1 protein-coding gene is annotated in these 1,476 nt (G+C 61.7%); it reads left to right on the top strand.

Annotation, left to right across the window (positions count from 1 at the left end; all coding sequences use genetic code 11):
* Window positions 1-139 precede the first annotated feature (139 nt).
* Entirely contained in the window at window positions 140-1,321 is a 1,182-nt protein-coding gene (locus AB4Y34_RS41565; protein WP_368719273.1) for an RNA-guided endonuclease InsQ/TnpB family protein, read from the top strand.
* Window positions 1,322-1,476: the final 155 nt, after the last annotated feature.

Raw genomic sequence — 1,476 nt, 5'->3', positions numbered from 1 at the left:
GCGTGCGCATGCCCCGCGCGGATCGCGCGGCAAACCGGTAATTCAGCGGGAAATTGCACGCGCAAGTCTCCTGAACGTAGCTTCGGTCGTCATGACGGGGCGCTTTTCAACAGCCTGCTAGGCCTTCAAGTTCGAACTGATGCCCAACGGCGAAATGCTGCGCAACATGCGCCAGTTCGCGGGCGCGTGCCGGTTCGTCTATAACAAGGCGCTGGCGTTGCAGGACGAACGCCACAAGGGCGGCGAGAAGAAGCTCGGCTACGCCGGCCTGTGCAAGCTGCTCACGGAGTGGCGCAACGGCGCGGAAACGCCGTGGCTCAAGGATGCTCCAGTCCATCCGCTCCAGCAGGCCCTGAAGGACCTTGAGCGCGCCTACGCCAACTTCTTCGAGAAGCGGGCCGACTTCCCCCGTTTCAAAAGAAAGGGCGAGCAGGATGGGTTCCGCTACCCGGACCCGAAGCAGATTAAACTGGACCGCGAGAATGGTCGGATCTTCCTGCCCAAAATGGGCTATATCCGTTACCGCAATAGCCGCACGGTGCGCGGTGAGGTCCGCAGCGCGACCGTTTCGCTGCGCGCCGGGAGGTGGTACGTGTCCATCCTCACGGCTTGCGAGGTTGAGCAGGCGGTTCCGCAAGGCCCAGCAGTCGGTATCGACGTCGGCGTGTCGCGCTTCGCGACTTTAAGTGATGGCACGTTCATCGCGCCGCTCGCGAGCTTCCGGAAACACGAGCAACGGCTCGCTAAGTACCAGCGCCGCCTGACGCGCAAGGTGAAGGGCTCAACAAACTGGAAGAAGACGAAGGCCCGCATCCAGCGCATCCACGCGCGCATCGCCGACGCCCGCGCAGACTTTTTGCACAAGGCTTCGAACACGATCAGCAAAAACCACGCAATGATCGCCGTCGAAGACCTGAAGGTCAGAAACATGACGAAATCGGCCAGAGGTACGGTCGAGCAGCCTGGTCGCCAGGTGCGCCAGAAGGCTGGCCTCAACAAGGCCATTCTGGATCAGGGCTGGGGCGAGTTTCGCCGTCAGCTGGAGTACAAGACGGCGTGGCGCGGCGGATTCTTCTTCGTCGTCGATCCGCGCAATACGAGCCGGAGGTGCCCGTGCTGCGGCCACATCTCGGCCGACAATCGCAAGACGCAAGCGCTATTCGCCTGCACCAGGTGCGGCCACGAAGCGAACGCCGATCACGTGGGCGCGCTCAATGTTTTAGCGGCAGGACATGCCGCGATTGCCTGTGGAGGGATGGCGCAGTCAGGCCGCCCGATGAAGCAGGAACCCGCCGAAGTGACTCAGGCCATCGCAGCCTGAGCGCTGTAGGAATCCTCTTCCTTCAGGGCTGAGCTTTACCCACAAGTTACGGACCTGAATTAAAGATACGGAACATCTCGGTGATTTCGTGCAAGACGAGGAAACCTCGCCAGATGACCGTGGCGCCGGGTGGTGGATCATGACGTCGATTCAGG

The sequence above is a fragment of the Paraburkholderia sp. BR10954 genome, assembly GCF_040965775.1.
Lineage (GTDB): Bacteria > Pseudomonadota > Gammaproteobacteria > Burkholderiales > Burkholderiaceae > Paraburkholderia > Paraburkholderia youngii.
This window is presented reverse-complemented; position numbering and strand designations above follow the sequence as displayed.